The organism is Bradyrhizobium sp. (assembly GCF_016219575.1).
Classification (GTDB): Bacteria; Pseudomonadota; Alphaproteobacteria; order Rhizobiales; family Xanthobacteraceae; genus Bradyrhizobium.
The window spans coordinates 41,092-55,229 of sequence record NZ_JACRMG010000041.1 but is presented as its reverse complement, the minus strand read 5'-3'; the positions used below and the strand labels follow the sequence as shown (position 1 = coordinate 55,229).

Below are 14,138 nucleotides of genomic sequence, written 5' to 3'. Positions count from 1 at the left end.
GCGCCAACGTTCGTGACGACCGCGAAGCGTCCCCTCATGGTGGCGCGGGCTGGGGCGGGTTATGCACCTGATTTGCCGTTTCCGTAAAGCAGAATATTTTTCATTTCTGGACTTGACAACGATTCCGTAAAACAGAACAACGATCTGCCCGTCGTGCCGGATTTGCAACCCTGCGCGCCTCATGCGCGGCCGCTGTAGGATGGGTAGAGCGAAGCGAAACCCATCACCTTCGTTCGGGAGGCATGATGGGTTTCGCTTCGCTCTACCCATCCTACGCGCTACCCATCCTACGAGCTACGAGCTACGAGCTTTCGCTGGGACGAAGCGCGCTGCGCAGCAGCCAGCTCATCAGCATCAATGCAATGACGGCGCCGGCGAGTTCGCTGGCAATGAAGCCGGGAAGATCGACGGGACGGATGCCGGAGAACGTGTTGGTGAGCGAGCGCGCAATGGCGACGGCGGGATTGGCGAACGAGGTCGAGGCGGTGAACCAGTAGGCCGCGGTGATGTAGAGACCAACCAGCCAGGGCACGGCCGGGCGGTTGAAACGAACGCCGGCCAGGATGGTGGCGACCAGCCCGAAGGCGGCGACGGCCTCGGCCAGCCATTGCGCGCTGCCGGTGCGCACCTTCATGGAGAAATCGAACAGCGGCAGGCCGAACATGGCATGCGCGATCGCGGTGCCGGCGATGCCGCCGAGGATCTGCACGGCGACGTAGCGCGCCGCCTCGCTTCCCGGCAGTTCGCCCTTCAGCGCCATCACCAGCGACACCGCGGGATTGAAATGGGCGCCGGAGACCGGCCCGAGGATGGTGATGAGGACGACGAGCATGGCGCCGGTCGGCAGCGTGTTGCCGAGCAGTTGCAGGCCGACATCCTTGCTCAGCGTTTCCGCCATGATGCCGGAACCGACGACGGTTGCGACCAGCAGGGCGGTGCCCAGCGCTTCCGCAGCGAGCCGGCGCGTCAGGTCGAACTCCGGCATCAGCTTGCCTTTCCCTGCCCGACGGTCGCGCCGTCGATGCGGCCGATGTCGCGCAGCCGCGTGGCGAGCGACATGGCGTCGATGCTGGCGAACGGCAGGCTGGTGAAGATTGCGATCCGGTTCTTCAGGTAACGCAGGGCTTCGACGAAAGCCGCCTCCTTCTCGAGGTCGGTCCCCTCGACCGCGGCGGGATCCTCGATCCCCCAATGCGCGGTCATGGGCTGGCCGGGCCAGACCGGACAGGCCTCGCCGGCGGCGTTGTCGCAAACGGTGAAGACGAAATCCATCGCGGGCGCGCCCGGCTGCGCGAATTCCTGCCAGCTTTTCGAACGGAGATCGTCGACCGGATAGTCCATCTCCCGGAGCACCTTGATCGCGAACGGATTCACCGTCCCCTTCGGCTGGCTGCCGGCGGAGAACGATTGGAAGCGGCCGCGGCCTTCCTTGCGCAGGATCGACTCCGCCAGGATCGAGCGCGCCGTATTGCCGGTGCAGAGGAACAGGACGTTAAACGTGCGATCGGACATGGGCTTTCCCTTTTCTCTTCTGCTTCGGCGGACAACAGGGCGCGATGCTCTCGATCAGCGGCGCGCAGATTTCCGGACGGCCGTCGCAGCAATCGTTGAGGAGAAACGACATCACGGCCTGAAAGCGGGCGAGATCGGCGCGATAGACGATGGAACGGCCGATGCGGCGCGCGGTGACGAGCCCGGCCCGCGACAGCACCGCGAGGTGCGCCGACATCGTGTTTTGCGGGACGGCAAGGCTGCCGGCGATTTCCCCGGCCGCAAGCCCCCCGGGCTCGTTTCGAACGAGCAGCCGGAAGACGTCGAGCCTGGTGGATTGCGCCAGCGCGGCCAGCGCAAGGATGGCGGATTCTGTTTCCATATATCCAGCTATATGGATATATCGTGCGGCGTCAATGTGAAGGTATGGCTGAGCGCTGGTTTTTCCGGGTGCATGACATGTCGATGACGACATTGCGACGGATCAAATTTCCAGCGGTAGAGGCGGCGTAGGTTGAAAAATCTTCCCCAAGGACAAGGTCGATGGAAGCAAGTGAACTCGGCAGAATATCGCGTGTCGGAAATCGTTTTGAGGCCAGGATCGAGCGCACGCTCAAACACGACCAGGAGGCCGTCTGGCGGATGCTGACGGATTCGAGCCTGCTGCCGCAATGGCTCGCGCCCGGCGATCTCGCGTTGAGCAAGGGCGGCGCGGCAAGGCTGAATTTTCCCGAAAGCGGCACCAATGTCGAAAGCGTCGTCACGGAAGTGGATCCGCCTCGGCTGATCGAATACTCCTGGAGCAGCCCGGGCGAGCCCGACCGCCCGCTGCGATGGGAAGCCGTTGCCACGCCGGGCGGCACACGGCTGTCCTTGACGCTTGGAATCCCCGACAGCGAAGACATCGCCCGGACCTGCGCCGGATGGGACGCACATCTGGAGATGTTCGCAGCCGCCATGGAAGGCGTGCCGATCAAGTTTCCGTTCGAGCGCTTCAAGGCGGCTCGCGAGGCCTACCGGACGCTGGTGCCATAGAAGTTTCGGCTTGCCTGCCGGCAATGCCCGGCAATCCGTATTTCGATAATTCTAGAAATACCGTTGACAAGGCGGCCGACCCGGATCATATTGCCGTTCATGAAGCTCGATGACGCCGCCGCCCATCTCGAAGCCTTGGGCAATCCGACCAGGCTCAAAATCTATCGCGCGCTGATCCGCGCGGGAGCGGTCGGCATGCCGGTCGGGCGCCTGCAGGAGAAGCTGAAGATCGCGCCCTCCACCCTCTCCCACCACATCAAGGCGCTGGTGATGGTTGGCCTGGTTGAGCAGGTGCGCGAGGCGACGACGCTGGTGTGTCACGCCAACTACGACGTGATGCGCGAGCTGGTGAATTTCCTCGTGGCCGAGTGCTGCTGCGAGGCTGCCGAAGGCGGCGGCGCCAGGAGCGCAGCGTGATCTGCCGCGCCGTTGTCGCAGTGACTTGAATTTCGATATTTCCAGTATCATCGAAGAAAGACAGGAGACCTGACATGACCGACATCAAGGAAGCCGTCCGCGAGAAATACAGCCAGGCCGCGGTGCGCGCGGGTTCGTGCTGTGGCGCCAAGCCGTCGGACCCCATCACGTCGAACCTTTATTCGGTGCAGGAGACCGGAGCCCTTCCGGAAGCAGCCGTGCTGGCCTCGCTCGGCTGCGGCAACCCGACCGCGCTTGCGGAACTGAAGCCGGGAGAAACGGTGCTCGATCTCGGATCGGGCGGCGGCATCGACGTTCTGCTCTCCGCACGCCGGGTCGGCCCAACCGGCAAGGCCTACGGCCTCGACATGACCGACGAGATGCTGGCGCTGGCGCGCGAGAACCAGAAGAAGGCCGGCGCCGACAATGTCGAGTTCCTCAAGGGCGAGATCGAGCACATCCCCCTGCCCGACAATTCCGTGGACGTGATCATCTCCAACTGCGTGATCAACCTTTCCGCCGACAAGGACCAGGTGATCCGCGAGGCGTTCCGCGTGCTCAAGCCCGGCGGCCGCTTCGCCGTGTCCGACGTCGTCACCCGCGGGCAAATTCCCGAACAGTTGCGGCGGGACATTCTGCTCTGGGTCGGCTGCATTGCAGGCGCGCTCGACGAGGGCGATTACGGTGCAAAGCTCAAATCCGCGGGGTTCGAGCAGATCGGCGTCGAGCCGACCCGCGTCTACCGGGTCGACGACGCCCGCGAATTCCTCGTCGGCAAGGGGATCGACGTCGACGCGATCGCGCAGGATGTCGACGGCAAATTCATGAGCGCCTTCGTCCGGGCCACTAAGCCGGGGAAGGCGTCCGGCGGCGCCGTCGCCTGCTGCGGCTAGGCAGCCCCACGCAGCAACACTGCGGCAAGTGCGCCGGAGACGGCGATATGAACCCGCGCGGCGCGATGGAGCCGCGCCGCCAGCTTCGATATTTCCAGCATGATGGGAGAATGAGATGGGTAACCCGAAGACCGTCGCGATCATCGGAGCCGGCCCGGTCGGGCTTGCCGCGGCGGCCCATGTGCTCGAGCGCGGCATGAAGCCGATCGTGCTGGAAGCCGGCGACAGCGTCGCGACCGCGGTCCGGCAATGGGGCCATGTGCAGCTGTTCTCGTCCTGGGCATACAATATCGATCGCGCGGCCGAGCGGCTGCTTGAGGCCACGGGATGGAATTCGCCGGACCCGCAGCACTATCCGACCGGCAGCGAGCTGGTGGAGCGCTATCTCGAACCGCTGGCCACGCGGACGGCGCTTGCCGGACATATCCGGACGTCGAGCCGCGTCACCGATATCAGCCGCGCCGGCTTCGACAAGTTGAAGAGCGGGGGACGCGAGAGCGCGCCGTTCGAGATCAGGTATCAGAATGGCAAGGGCCCGGAGGTCGTGCGCGCCGATGCCGTGATCGACGTCTCCGGAACCTGGCATTCGCCGAATCCCGCCGGGGCCAACGGGCTTCCGGCCATCGGAGAAAGACCGGCGAGGAGCCGCATCGCCTACGGCATGCCCGACGTGCTGGGACGGGAGCGCGCGCGCTATGCCGGCAAGACGGTTGCCGTGCTCGGCGCCGGCCACTCGGCCGTGGGCACGCTGATCGACCTGGCACGGCTCGCCGAACAGGAAGGGGCGACAACGCCGGTGTGGCTGTTGCGCGGCAACGATCCGGCCAAGGCATTCGGCGGCGGCGCCAATGACAAGCTCGCCGCGCGCGGCGAACTCGGCAGCGCGTTCGCGCGTCTCGTCGCCGACGGCAGGATCCGGCTGGAACGGGAGTTTCGCGTCTCCCATATCGCGCTCGACGGATCCGGCCTCATCGTCGGCGCCGACTCGGGCGCCCGCCAGGTCATGGTCGACGAGTTGATCGTCGCCACCGGTTTCCGGCCCGACTTCGACTTCCTGCGCGAGTTGCGCATCGAGCTCGATCCCGTGGTGGAAAGCCCGGTGCCGCTGGCGCCGCTGATCGACCCCAACCTGCACAGCTGCGGCACCGTGCGTCCGCATGGCGCGCGCGAGCTGGCGCAGCCGGAGCCAGGATTTTACTTCGCGGGCATGAAATCCTACGGCCGCGCGCCGACCTTCCTGATGCTCACCGGATACGAGCAGGTGCGCTCGATCGCAGCCGACCTGGCGGGCGACCGCGAGGCCGCCGAACGCGTCGAACTGGTGCTACCGGAAACCGGCGTCTGCACCCGCGCGGCTGCGCCCGGCGCAAGCCAGTGCTGCGGCGGACCGGCGCCGTCGGATGTTGACGGCTGTTGCGCCGACGATGCAAAAGCAAAGCAGCAGGGAAAGGCCGGTTGCGGGTGCGGCTAGCATTTCCCGACCGGATCGGGTGAGACCATCAGGCTGCAGGGAAAATCCGTCATCGTCGCGATGTGCCTGGGCCAGCTGGGAAGCCTGCTGCCGCACGTCGTCGTGCCCGCGATCCTCGCCGGCTTCCTGATCCCGGAATGGCATTTGTCGGGCGCGCAGGCCGGGCTGCTGTCGGGCTCGGGTGCCGCCGGCTACATGCTGGCGGTCCCGGTGCTGGCAACGCTCACCGACCGCATCGACGCGCGAAAAATATTGATTGCAGGCTCGGCGCTGAGCGCGTTCGGCACGGTGCTGTTCGGCCTGTTCGCGACCGGGCTGTGGTCCGGCGCGCTGTGCAACGCGATTGCCGGCATCGGCTTTGCCGGCGCCTACATGCCGGGGCTGAAGGCGCTGACCGACCGCCTGGCACCCGGCGATTCCTCGCGCGCGGTGACGCTCTACACGTCGAGCTTTTCGCTGGGCGTCGGACTTTCGTTCCTGGTGGCCCAGCTCGTGGCGGAGAATTTCGGCTGGCGCGCCGCGTTCCTCGTCACCGCGACCGGTCCGCTGGTGATGCTCACGGCAAGCGCGCTGCTGCAACCGGTCGAGCCGAAACCCGCAGCCGGCCGCCTGCTGAGCTTCGCGCCGGTCGTACGCAATACCAGCGCGATGGGATTCGTGCTGGGTTACGGCGCGCACTGCTTCGAGCTCTACGGTATTCGGACCTGGATCGTCGCGTTCTGGAGCTTCGTGATCGCACGGCACCCCTCCTCGCTGACGCCGCTGATCGTCAGCTTCGTGTTCTCCATCCTGGCGATGCCCGCGAGCATCCTCGGCAACGAGCTGGCGCTGAAGCTCGGGCGGCATCGCGCCATATCCGCGGTGATGTTCACCTCGGGCGCTGTGGCGCTGTCGATCGGGCTGTTGTCCGACCAGTCGCCTTGGGTGCTGATCCCGCTCCTGCTGGTCTACGCGCTGACGGTGCCCGCCGATTCCGGCGCGCTGACCTCGGGCATGACCATAGCGGCCGATCCGGCCAATCGCGGCGCGACCATGGCGATGCATTCGACCGTCGGCTTCAGTCTGTCGGCGCTGGGGGCCTGGGCGGTCGGCGTCGCGCTCGATGCCGCGGGTGGACCGGCCAGCGCCTCCGCCTGGACGGCGGCATTTGCGGTGCTGGCCTTCGGCATCCTGCTCGGCCCGCTGGCGCTGTACTGGTCGCGGACGGCATCGGCGGCAAGCAGCGCCTGAACGGGCGATGGCTTGCCGTCAGCACTGTAACGCGTTACGATTGTGTAACGCGTTACAGTTGGAGAGAGGCCCGTGACGGCACCGGCGGAACGGATGAAGGCGATGCGGCAGCGCCGGCGCGCGAGGGGCCTGCGCGAGTTGCGCATCGTCGTTGCCGATCCTCGCGCACGCGCCGTCCGGCGCCGGGTGGCCAAGCAGGTCGCCGGCCTGAACCCCGATCGCGAGCACGACGCCTTGAAATGGATCGAGGCGGTTTCCGAGTTCGACGCCGATGCGGCGCGGTGATCTGGTTGCCGTCGCCGCGGCAGGCGACTACGGCAAGCCGCGTCCGGCCGTCATCGTGCAGACCGACGCCTTTCCGGAAAGCCATGCCTCGGTGGTGGTCTGCCAGCTGACTTCCGAGCTGGCAGATGCTCCGGATTTTCGTGTCACCATCGATCCCGGACCCGAAAATGGATTGCGGTTCGTATCACAGGTGATGGCCGATAAACCGGTTACCGTCAGGCGCGAACGGATCGGACGCAGGATCGGCCGTCTCGGCAGCCAGGACATGACCCGGCTCAATGCCGCCCTGGCATTCGTGCTCGGGCTCGCGGATTAGCTGCGCGGGATAGGCCTTACCCGCGCCGCTGCGCGCGCAGCCAGAAGCCGAAGGCGATCGTCATGACGGCCGCCAGACCGAACCAGGTAATGGCGTATTGCAGATGGTCGTTCTTCAGGCGGACGCGGAGCGGACCCGGCTTTGGCGTGCCGCTGTCGGGCACCGGCGTTTCCAGATCGACATAGAACGGTGCGATGGATCCCCAGTCGAGCGCGCGCGCCATCGCCGGAACGTCGCGCGCGAACCAGAGCCGCTTGCCGGTATTCTCCGACGGGGTCAGCGAACCCGCGCTCTCGGGAAAGCGGAGGTAGCCGGTCAGCGTGACGGGCTGGCCGGTGACCAGCCGGCCTGCCGCGCGGTCCTGCTGGGCGCGATCCTGCATTGTGTTCTGCACGAATCCGGCATTGACCGCGACGATCTCGCCGGAGACCAGCCGCGCCGGAAGGAACGCCCATGCGCCGGGACCGGCGACGTCGTCGCGCAGGGCGGAGCCGGCGCCGTAGACCATCGCGTCCGGCAATCGCGGGTAGATCGCCGTGAAGACGACGCGGCGGAACTCGTCTTTCGGCGGCGACAGCGCGCTCCATTCGCCCGGCAGCGGCAACGGCACCGGAGCCAGCGCAAGCCGTTCGTCGAGCGCTGCGATCAGCGCCAGCTTCTCCGCGCGGCGCTGCAATTGCCAGCAGCCGAGGCCGATCAGCACGGCGACCATCGCAAGCGTAAACAGGCTGAAACCGAGGCGCCGCGCGTTCATTTCGGCGCGCGGTCGATCAGCCGGCCAGGCGCGGCCTTGTGGTGGTACTGCAGCGCGATCAGGAGCGACTTCATCGCGCGCAGCGGCAACAGCGTGGTCGCCAGGATTAGCGGCAGCCACAGCGCGGCATGCAGCCAGAACGGCGGCTGATACTTGATCTCGACGATCAGCGCGGCGCCGACCACGATGGCGCCCGCGATCATGATCATGAAGATCGCCGGCCCGTCGCCGGAATCCATGAAGGCGAAGTCGAGCCCGCAGGCCTCGCAAGCGGGCCGCAGGGTCAGGAAGCCCGAATAGATCTTGCCCTTGCCGCAGCGCGGGCATTTGCAGGCGATGCCGCGCAGCGCGCTTTCGGTGAGGGTGGGTGGCGTTTCGTTCATGTATCCCCCTTCCTTCTCCCCTTGTGGGAGAAGGTGGCGCGCGAAGCGCGACAGATGAGGGGTCTCTATCCGCGGAGACAGACCCCTCACCCTGCTTCAATGCGCGAAGCGACCCTCTCCCACAGGGGGCGAGGGTAAGAAAAAAGGGCGGCCCGGAGGCCGCCCCTTCCTAACACGATCTCCGCTCCTAGTGCGCGGCGTGGCCGGCGATCTCGGCGCCGCGACCCCAGATATAGATACAGATGAACAGGAACAGCCAGACCACGTCGACGAAGTGCCAGTACCAGGCGGCGAACTCGAAGCCGAGGTGCTGCTTCGGCGTGAAGTGGCCGGCATAGGCGCGGAACAGGCAGACCAGCAGGAACACGGTGCCGACCAGCACATGGAAGCCGTGGAAGCCGGTCGCCATGAAGAAGGTCGCGCCGTAGATGTTGCCGGAGTAGTGGAACGAGGCGTGCGCGTATTCATAGGCCTGCACGCAGGTGAAGGCGGCGCCGAGGATGACGGTGAGGATCAGGCCGTATTTCAGGCCTTGGCGGTCGTTCTCCAGCAGCGCATGGTGCGCCCAGGTCACCGTGGTGCCGGAGGTCAGCAGCAAGAGCGTGTTGAGCAGCGGCAGGTGCCAGGGGTCGAAGGTCTCGATGCCCTTCGGCGGCCAGGTGCCGGGCACGGCGCAGGCACCCATGGCGGTGCCGGGGCCGCAGCCGAAGATCGCATCGCGGGTCGCCTGGATGGCGTCGGCCGGGAACAGGGCTGAATTGAAGAAGGCCCAGAACCAGGCGACGAAGAACATCACCTCGGAGGCGATGAACAGGATCATGCCGTAGCGATGGCTGATCTGCACCACGCGGGTGTGGTCGCCCTTGTGCTGGGCCTCCCTGATGACGTCGGCCCACCAGCTCGCCATGGTGTAGAGCACGCCCACGGTGCCGATGCCGAACACGATCGGCGCGGCCTTGAACATGTGGTGCATCCAGCCGATGGCGCCGATGGCCATGATGAAGGCCGAGATCGAGCCTACGACCGGCCACGGGCTCGGATCGACGAGGTGGTAGTCGTGATGCTTGGCTTGTGCGGCCATTGCAGTCTCCCCATTAGTGCCGTGCCCCAAGGACACGTATCAAGCACGGTATCAATTCAGAACGTCAAAGGTTGCCCTTGCGCCTGTCGCCCTCGCCTGCCGCAAGCGGCCGGGCAGCGGGATCGCGCACGGGATAGAAGGTGTAGGACAGCGTGATGGTGTTCAGTCCGTCGTTCTCGGCGTCGGCCGCAAGCTGCGGATCGACATAGAACACGACCGGCATCTCGCGCTTCTCGCCCGGCGCCATGGTCTGTTCGGTGAAGCAGAAGCAGTTGATCTTCTGGAAGTAGGCCCCGGCCGTCAGCGGCGTGACGTTGTAGGCCGCCTGCCCCGCGGTGGTGCGCGCCGCCTGGTTGGTGACGGTGTAGAAGACGGTGACGACCTGGCCGATCGGGATCTCGATCTCGGTCTGCTCCGGCTCGAACTTCCAGGGCAGGCCGGGGCCGACATTGGCGTCGAAACGCACCGCGATCCTGCGCGCCAAGGGCGCGGAAGCCGGCGCCGAGGTCGCCACCTGCGTGGTACCGTTGAAGCCGGTGACGCGGCAGAACCAGTTGTAGAAGGGCACGGCGGCGTAGGAGGCGCCGACCATCAGCACCACCACGAAGCCGCAGATCGACGCGACCAGCGCATCGCGGCCGAGGCGTGGCTTGCGGGTCCGGTACTGGCTGGCTTCGCGTTCCATGTCACTCACACCGGCCGGACGAGAACGACCGGCCCCTTGACCATGGTGACCGCGAAAAACAGCACGACGAGAACGCCGAGCGCCAGCGCAATGCCGATCGAACGCTGCCGGCGGCTGCGGATTTGCGCCTCAGTGAGGACGATACCTTCCTTGTTCCGTTGCTCGTCCATTGCCGCTCCATGCGCCCCCTACCAGAGCAAAGGTGCAATGGCGCGGAACACGACCCCGGCGAGGAGGACCGCAAACAGCGCGAACAGATAAAGGATCGAGAAGGCAAACAGTCTTCGCGAGGCGCGCGCGGCGGCCGTGCCCTCGCGCAGGCGATAGACGTCGACGGCAAGCCACAGCATGCCGGCGCCGGCTACCAGCGAGGTGACGCCGTAGACCGCGTCGAAATAGCCGAGCGGCCAGGGCGCGAGCGCCACCGCCACCAGCACGACGGTGTAGAGCAAGATCTGCAGCCGCGTCGCATCGGGGCCGGCCACGACGGGAAGCATCGGCACGCCCGCGCGGGCATAGTCGTCGCTGCGGAACAGCGCCAGCGCCCAGAAATGCGGCGGCGTCCAGAAGAAGATGATCGAGAACAGGAGCCACGGCTCGACCGAGAGCGAGCCGGTCGCCGCCGCCCACGCCACGACCGGCGGCAGCGCGCCGGCGGCGCCGCCGATGACGATGTTCTGCGCGGTCCAGCGCTTGAGGCCCATGGTGTAGACCACGACATAGAAGAAGATCGTGAACGCAAGCAGCGCGCCGGCCAGCCAGTTGACGAGGATGCCGAGCGTCAGCACCGAGAAGAACGCGAGCGTCATGCCGAAGGTCGTAGCCTCGGCGCGCGTGACGCGCCCGCGCGGAATCGGCCGGTTGAGGGTGCGCGTCATCAGCGCATCAATGTCGCCCTCATAGGCCATGTTGAGCGCACCGGAAGCCCCGGCACCGACCGCGATGCAGAGCAGCGCGGTGATCGCCAGCACCGGGTGCACGTGCACCGGCGCAATCATCAGGCCGACCAGTGCGGTGAACACCACCAGCGACATCACGCGCGGCTTCAGCAGCGCGAGATAATCGCCGACCCCGGCCTCGGAAATCCGCGGGCCGAGTTCGATGGCGTTGTGATCGACGACCGACAAGTCTGCTCTCGCTATCTCGAAACAGGCGGCGCGCCGGGCAGGCCGGCGCGCGCGCAACTGGCTTACTGCACCTTCGGCAGCACTTCGAACTGGTGGAAGGGCGGCGGAGAGGAAAGCGTCCACTCCAGGGTGGTGGCGCTGGCGCCCCACGGATTGTCGCCGGCCACCCGCTTCTTCATGAACGCCTCGATCACGCAATACAGGAAGATCAGGAGACCGAAGCCGGAAATGTAGGAGCCGACCGATGACACGTAGTTCCAGCCGGCGAACGCGTCGGGATAGTCGACATAACGGCGCGGCATGCCGGAGAGGCCGAGGAAATGCTGCGGGAAGAACACCAGGTTCACGCCGATGAAGGTGAACCAGAAATGCGCCTTGCCGAGCGTCTCGTTGTACATGTACCCGGACATCTTCGGGAACCAGTAGTACCAGGCCGCGAAGATGCCGAAGGTGGCACCCAGCGACATCGTGTAGTGGAAATGCGCCACCACGTAGTAGGTCTCATGCAGTGCGCGGTCGACGCCGGCATTGGAGAGCACGACGCCCGTGACGCCACCGACCGTGAACAGGAAAATGAAGCCGATCGCCCAGACCATCGGCGTCCTGAACTCGATCGAGCCACCCCACATCGTCGCGATCCAGGAGAAGATCTTCACGCCGGTCGGAACCGCGATCACCATGGTGGCGGCCAGGAAATAGGCCTGCGTCGCCGAGTTCATGCCGACGGTGTACATGTGGTGCGCCCACACCACGAAGCCGATGGCGCCGATCGCGACCATGGCGTAGGCCATGCCGAGATAGCCGAATACGGGCTTGCGCGAGAAGGTCGAGACAATCTGGCTGACAACGCCGAAGCCCGGCAGAATCAGGATGTACACTTCGGGGTGACCGAAGAACCAGAACAGATGCTGGAACAGCACCGGGTCGCCGCCGCCGTCGGCGGAGAAGAAGGTGGTGCCGAAATTACGGTCGGTGAGCAGCATGGTGATCGCACCGGCGAGCACCGGCAGCGACAGCAGCAGCAGGAACACCGTCACCAGGATCGACCACACGAACAGCGGCATCTTGTGCAGGGTCATGCCCGGCGCGCGCATGTTGAAGATGGTGGTGATGAAGTTGATGGCGCCGAGGATCGACGACGCACCGGCCAGATGCAGCGACAGGATCGCGAAATCGACCGCCGGCCCCGGATGGCCCGAGGTCGACAGCGGCGCATAGACCGTCCAGCCGGCACCGACGCCCGGCGAGCCCGGCTCGCCCTCGACGAAGGCCGAGATCAGCAGCAGCGAGAAGGAGGCCGGCAGCAGCCAGAACGAGATGTTGTTCATGCGCGGAAACGCCATGTCGGGCGCGCCGATCATCAACGGCACCATCCAGTTGCCGAAACCGCCGATGAAGGCCGGCATGATCATGAAGAACACCATGATCAGACCGTGAGCCGTGACGAAGACGTTGAAGATGTGCGTTTCGTGGAAGATCTGCACGCCCGGGAACATCAACTCGATGCGCATCATGATGGACATGAACCCGCCGATGAACCCGGCGACGATCGCAAACACCAGGTACATCGTGCCGATGTCCTTGTGGTTGGTCGAATACAGCCAGCGCCGCCACCCTGTCGGGTGCGCATGCGCGTGATCGTCATGTCCGTGTCCCTGGGCGTGATCGTGGTGTGTCGCTGCGGAAGTTGCCATCTTCTTAAATCCTGCCTTGCAGTCCCCTGTGGGACCCTGCCGGTCCCGTCGCCCTTGTCCTAAAAGCCGCGTCGCGAAGCGTTTCGCTTAATGCGCAGCCGCGCCCGCCGAGGCAAACGTGTTGCCCGGGTTGGTCGCATACTTCTTCTTTGCGGTCTCGATCCAGGCTGCGAATTCCTGGTCGCTCACCACGCGCACCGCGATCGGCATGAAGGCGTGATCCTTGCCGCACAGCTCCGAGCACTGGCCGTAGAACATGCCGGTCTTGGTGGCCTTGAACCAGGTCTCGTTGAGGCGGCCCGGGATCGAGTCGATCTTGATGCCGAAGGCCGGCACCGCGAAGGCGTGAATCACGTCGGCACCGGTGGTCTGGATACGGACCACCTTGTTCACGGGAACGACCATTTCGTTGTCGACCGCGAGCAGGCGCGGCTTCTTGTCCTGCGCCATCAGCGAATCAAATTCGAACTTGCCGTGGTCGGGATAGGAGTAGCTCCAGTACCACTGCTTGCCGGTCGCCTTCACGGTGAGGTCGGCCTTCGGCAGGTCGAGCTGCAGGAACAGCAGCCGAAACGACGGCACCGCGATGCCGACGAGAATCAGTACCGGGATCAGCGTCCAGGCCACCTCGATCAGCGTGTTGTGGGTGGTCCTGGACGGGACCGGGTTGCTCTTGGCGTTGAACTTGACGATCGCGATGATCAAGAGCGCCAGCACGAACAGCGTGATCACGGTGATCAGCACGAGCAGGAAATTGTGGAACCAGATGATGTTGTCCATCACCGGCGAGGCCGATTCCTGCAGCGTCATTTCCCACGGCTTCGGCTGTCCCAGCTCGGCAAAGGCCGCTCCGCCGCCCGCAAGTGCTGCGCCCGCCACCGCCAAACCCAGCAACCGATGGCCAATCCTCGACAGGTTCATGTCGCCTGCGCTCCCTAAAGAAGTTCCCCAAAAGCATGGCGCCGGACGGCGTCCTATGCGGCGATCCGCCCCCCGACAAACGGCCTTTTGGGAAGTACCTTGGGATTACCTTGGAACAACCGGGGCCAGATCGCTAGAACGCGTCCAAATCCAGCCTCTCAAACCATAATTCTAGGGCGCTCGCAATGCAGTAGTGGGGGACAAGGTCCGATGCAGCCACCTCTCCGGTGGATGCCGATTTTTTCCGAGAAATCAGGCAAAAGGCGTTTTTTCCGGCACGGGCAGCGCTTGACAGCCGGAATGCCCGATGTACGCACAGAAGGCGCTCCCCGCGGCAAGCTGATTCGGCCGATAT

General features: G+C 65.4%; 18 protein-coding genes. 7 read left to right on the top strand and 11 right to left on the bottom strand.

The features are described from left to right. Window positions 1–301: 301 nt before the first annotated feature. Genes HZB49_RS29840 through HZB49_RS29830 form a run of 3 tightly spaced genes read right to left on the bottom strand, consistent with a single transcriptional unit; the run spans window position 302 to window position 1,873 of the window. On the bottom strand, window positions 302–985 hold the full coding sequence (locus HZB49_RS29840) for an MIP/aquaporin family protein (protein ID WP_291617735.1): 684 nt from the start codon (window positions 983–985) through the stop codon (window positions 302–304). Further along, a complete protein-coding gene (locus HZB49_RS29835; RefSeq protein ID WP_291617734.1) occupies window positions 985–1,512 on the bottom strand; it encodes an arsenate reductase ArsC in 528 nt (175 codons plus the stop codon). Before HZB49_RS29835 ends, HZB49_RS29840 begins: the two co-directional genes overlap by 1 nt. Continuing rightward, a complete protein-coding gene (locus tag HZB49_RS29830; RefSeq protein WP_291617733.1) occupies window positions 1,493–1,873 on the bottom strand; it encodes a metalloregulator ArsR/SmtB family transcription factor in 381 nt (126 codons plus the stop codon). The genes HZB49_RS29835 and HZB49_RS29830 overlap by 20 nt, the downstream gene beginning before the upstream one ends. Window positions 1,874–2,034: 161 nt before the next feature. Here HZB49_RS29830 and HZB49_RS29825 point away from each other — a divergent pair, with 161 nt between their 5' ends. From HZB49_RS29825 to HZB49_RS29795, 7 genes are all read left to right on the top strand, one after another. Then, window positions 2,035–2,526, top strand: a complete 492-nt coding sequence (locus tag HZB49_RS29825; RefSeq protein ID WP_291617732.1) for an SRPBCC family protein — start codon at window positions 2,035–2,037, stop codon at window positions 2,524–2,526. Window positions 2,527–2,625: 99 nt separating this feature from the next. Further along, a complete protein-coding gene (locus tag HZB49_RS29820) occupies window positions 2,626–2,943 on the top strand; it encodes a metalloregulator ArsR/SmtB family transcription factor (RefSeq protein ID WP_291617731.1) in 318 nt (105 codons plus the stop codon). A gap of 74 nt (window positions 2,944–3,017) precedes the next feature. Beyond that, the gene (locus HZB49_RS29815) at window positions 3,018–3,836 is read left to right on the top strand and encodes an arsenite methyltransferase (protein WP_291617730.1); all 819 of its coding nucleotides are present in this window, start codon (window positions 3,018–3,020) and stop codon (window positions 3,834–3,836) included. 115 nt (window positions 3,837–3,951) lie between these two features. Continuing rightward, window positions 3,952–5,307, top strand: a complete 1,356-nt coding sequence (locus HZB49_RS29810; protein WP_291617729.1) for an NAD(P)-binding domain-containing protein — start codon at window positions 3,952–3,954, stop codon at window positions 5,305–5,307. Window positions 5,308–5,367: 60 nt separating this feature from the next. Further along, on the top strand, window positions 5,368–6,537 hold the full coding sequence (locus HZB49_RS29805; RefSeq protein WP_291617728.1) for an MFS transporter: 1,170 nt from the start codon (window positions 5,368–5,370) through the stop codon (window positions 6,535–6,537). A gap of 72 nt (window positions 6,538–6,609) precedes the next feature. Then, window positions 6,610–6,822, top strand: a complete 213-nt coding sequence (locus tag HZB49_RS29800; protein WP_291617727.1) for an antitoxin MazE-like protein — start codon at window positions 6,610–6,612, stop codon at window positions 6,820–6,822. Next, window positions 6,809–7,138: a type II toxin-antitoxin system PemK/MazF family toxin gene (locus tag HZB49_RS29795; RefSeq protein ID WP_291617726.1), complete on the top strand. Its 330-nt coding sequence runs from the start codon at window positions 6,809–6,811 to the stop codon at window positions 7,136–7,138. Before HZB49_RS29800 ends, HZB49_RS29795 begins: the two co-directional genes overlap by 14 nt. A gap of 16 nt (window positions 7,139–7,154) precedes the next feature. On the opposite strand, the gene HZB49_RS29790 is transcribed toward HZB49_RS29795, so the two are convergent. The 8 genes from HZB49_RS29790 to coxB all read right to left on the bottom strand — a co-directional run bounded on the left by HZB49_RS29790 (window position 7,155) and on the right by coxB (window position 13,783). After that, the gene (locus HZB49_RS29790) at window positions 7,155–7,892 is read right to left on the bottom strand and encodes an SURF1 family cytochrome oxidase biogenesis protein (protein ID WP_291617725.1); all 738 of its coding nucleotides are present in this window, start codon (window positions 7,890–7,892) and stop codon (window positions 7,155–7,157) included. Next, complete coding sequence (locus HZB49_RS29785; RefSeq protein WP_291617724.1) at window positions 7,889–8,275, bottom strand: DUF983 domain-containing protein; 387 nt, start codon at window positions 8,273–8,275, stop codon at window positions 7,889–7,891. Before HZB49_RS29785 ends, HZB49_RS29790 begins: the two co-directional genes overlap by 4 nt. A 187-nt stretch (window positions 8,276–8,462) precedes the next feature. Then, a complete protein-coding gene (locus HZB49_RS29780; protein WP_291617723.1) occupies window positions 8,463–9,356 on the bottom strand; it encodes a cytochrome c oxidase subunit 3 in 894 nt (297 codons plus the stop codon). A gap of 64 nt (window positions 9,357–9,420) precedes the next feature. Further along, window positions 9,421–10,041 (bottom strand): cytochrome c oxidase assembly protein, encoded by a 621-nt coding sequence (locus tag HZB49_RS29775; protein ID WP_291617722.1) that lies wholly within the window; start codon window positions 10,039–10,041, stop codon window positions 9,421–9,423. Between the two features lie 5 nt (window positions 10,042–10,046). Next, window positions 10,047–10,211: a CoxF protein gene (locus HZB49_RS29770; protein ID WP_291617721.1), complete on the bottom strand. Its 165-nt coding sequence runs from the start codon at window positions 10,209–10,211 to the stop codon at window positions 10,047–10,049. A gap of 18 nt (window positions 10,212–10,229) precedes the next feature. Further along, window positions 10,230–11,168, bottom strand: coding sequence for a heme o synthase (locus HZB49_RS29765; protein ID WP_291617720.1), 939 nt, complete (start codon window positions 11,166–11,168; stop codon window positions 10,230–10,232). 62 nt (window positions 11,169–11,230) lie between these two features. Then, entirely contained in the window at window positions 11,231–12,862 is a 1,632-nt protein-coding gene (ctaD, locus tag HZB49_RS29760) for a cytochrome c oxidase subunit I (protein WP_291617719.1), read from the bottom strand. A gap of 87 nt (window positions 12,863–12,949) precedes the next feature. Further along, window positions 12,950–13,783, bottom strand: a complete 834-nt coding sequence (coxB, locus tag HZB49_RS29755) for a cytochrome c oxidase subunit II (RefSeq protein WP_291617718.1) — start codon at window positions 13,781–13,783, stop codon at window positions 12,950–12,952. Window positions 13,784–14,138 lie beyond the last annotated feature (355 nt).